Raw genomic sequence first — 2,262 nt, forward strand, 5'->3', positions numbered from 1 at the left:
CATACCTTTTACGTTACTAACGTCAAAGATAAGTATTTTATTTTAAATGGAGAATCAATTTGAGATGTTGCCTAACGGTCTTGGCTATGATCTCGGCGCGGTGTTAAGGGCGAAGCTCAGCGTCGGGTTTCCTGCCTTGCAGGCAAAATTAGCGCCGGAAAAAGCGAGCCCTGACCGTTTCACATTTTAGCCAGTTCCTTGTTTTATTTAAATGTAGGAAATTTCAAAATATTGAGAAAGCAGCGCTGGATTATAGCCGTTGTTAGGCAACGTATTTATTCACGTGTTGGTTTTCCAGCATATACAGGAACAATGAAATCCGATTTGGGGTCTATAAATCTGAACATTTTCAATTTAATCAAAAGAAGTTCAAAGTCATTTTGGTCATATATTTCCATTATCAAATCCGCAATTTTTGAGCGATTTAATTCTTGTCCATCATTGACCAATTTTGAAATTTTTTGATTAAAAGTGAAGTCCTTCGAATTTTCTATATTCAAATAGTTTTGTGCAATCAAAGAACTTTCGATGGAGGGCATGATATTAGTAATTCCTTCTCCTAACTCTTTAAGTCTTTCTTTCAGGTCATACTCAATGTCAAAGTTAAATTTAGCGTCTTTGCTTATTTTTTTTAGTAATTCTAGTAAACTATGATAAGTTTCATTTTCAATTAATCCTTTCGTAATTAGCTCCAGCTGAAATTCGGAAAGAGTTTTTTTTAGTCCTTTATAATAATTAGGATTTTTTTTCGCAAGTAACTTGTCCATTTCCAATTCATACGTATTCGTTGACATTTGGCAATTGGTTTTAGTAGTGTTTAAAAAACAACATATTCCTAAAATGACTAATGCTCTTTTCATATGTTGCCTAACGGTCTTGGCTATGATCTCGGCGCGATATTAAGGGCGAGCTTCGTTTTGGCTCTTCCTCTCTTCAAGAGGAAGAAATTAGCCTCGGCAAAAGCGAGCCCTGACCGTTTAACATTTTAGCCAGTTCCTTGTTTAAATTAAATGTAGGAAATTTCAAAGTATTGAGAAAGCAGCGCTGGATTATAGCCGTTGTTGTAATGCGTTTTTATTTTTTAATATTTCTAGTCTTTCAATCCAGGAGATTTCAGATTCAAAAAACTGAAGTCTAGTTTTGATTACCCGATCAGTTTTGTCCTTTAATGGCTTGGTTATAAAGCGAGCTTTAGAATTACTGAAATCCAATGTATGTTTTTCGTCCAAATCTCTTTGCTCGTTTGTGACAAAAGAAACAACTTTTCCATCTAAACTCCAGCTGCCTTTTCCGTATTTATTTTCTTCCCATGGTATCCCATTTTTATGATTCCTGTGCGAATGAAAAATAAAAGTTCCATCTTGATTTAATGTCAATGTGTATTCAATCATATGTTTTCCCTTTTCGCCAGCGTGGAAAAAATATTCTCCAATTATATTCTCTGTTTGTGAGAACAAAGTTATGCTTGACAATAAGAGTAAAATTGAAGTAATCACTTTCATGTGCTTGTTTTCAAATGCATTACAACGGTCTTGGCTATGACTTCGTGGCAAGCGTCAGACGTTTTTTTGTTTCTTTAAAAATAGGAAAAAACGGCCAAGCGAAAAGCCATGAGTTATAGCCGTTGTTACCCAACGTTTATTTATTTTTTAAGAGGAATTTGGAGAGCTTTGTGTAGTTGGTAATTATTAAATAACCAAGTAAAATATTAATACCTGAAAAAACCCACCTAAAATAATCCGATTCTTGATCAAGATGATAGCCTTCTGCAGGGTTTAAATTATTTCCAGACACTAGTTTCTTAAATCCTAAATAACAAAAACTAAAGAACTCTGGAAGATGGTCAAGAAATAGAAACCCTCCAATTAGTATTAACGCAAAATCTAATATTTGCTTCTGGCTTAAATTACCTAAATCAATATGATCATCATCGAAACCTCTATCAATTTTCAGGATGTCAATAATTGCATCAGATTTTCTCATCAGAGCAAAAAACAATAATATGAGAATTATGAAGCCCACACTTATGTAAAGAATGCCGATTAAACTAAAATCTATACCTATGTAACTAATACTTGTAGGAAGTTGATTAAACAATATTAGAAGTAGTAAGTAAAGTGCAAATGATCTAATTATGATTCTAAAAAAATCTCTTTTTGTCATATGATTTTATAAAATGTTGGGTAACGTTTTAGCTATGAACAGTACGGGAGCAAACCAGCGTTTGCTTTCCGCCACGCACATAGCGAAATCTTTTGGTTT

Annotated in this window: 3 protein-coding genes; all 3 read right to left on the reverse strand. The window is 33.7% G+C overall.

The window, feature by feature from the left end:
* Positions 1–275: 275 nt before the first annotated feature.
* Positions 276–860: a hypothetical protein gene (locus AB8P51_RS15190; protein WP_369749727.1), complete on the reverse strand. Its 585-nt coding sequence runs from the start codon at positions 858–860 to the stop codon at positions 276–278.
* A gap of 189 nt (positions 861–1,049) precedes the next feature.
* On the reverse strand, positions 1,050–1,502 hold the full coding sequence (locus AB8P51_RS15195; RefSeq protein ID WP_369749728.1) for a hypothetical protein: 453 nt from the start codon (positions 1,500–1,502) through the stop codon (positions 1,050–1,052).
* A 136-nt stretch (positions 1,503–1,638) separates the two neighbouring features.
* A complete protein-coding gene (locus AB8P51_RS15200) occupies positions 1,639–2,163 on the reverse strand; it encodes a hypothetical protein (protein ID WP_369749729.1) in 525 nt (174 codons plus the stop codon).
* Positions 2,164–2,262 lie beyond the last annotated feature (99 nt).

The sequence above is a fragment of the Muriicola sp. SD30 genome, from assembly GCF_041205185.1.
Taxonomy (GTDB): domain Bacteria; phylum Bacteroidota; class Bacteroidia; order Flavobacteriales; family Flavobacteriaceae; genus Muriicola.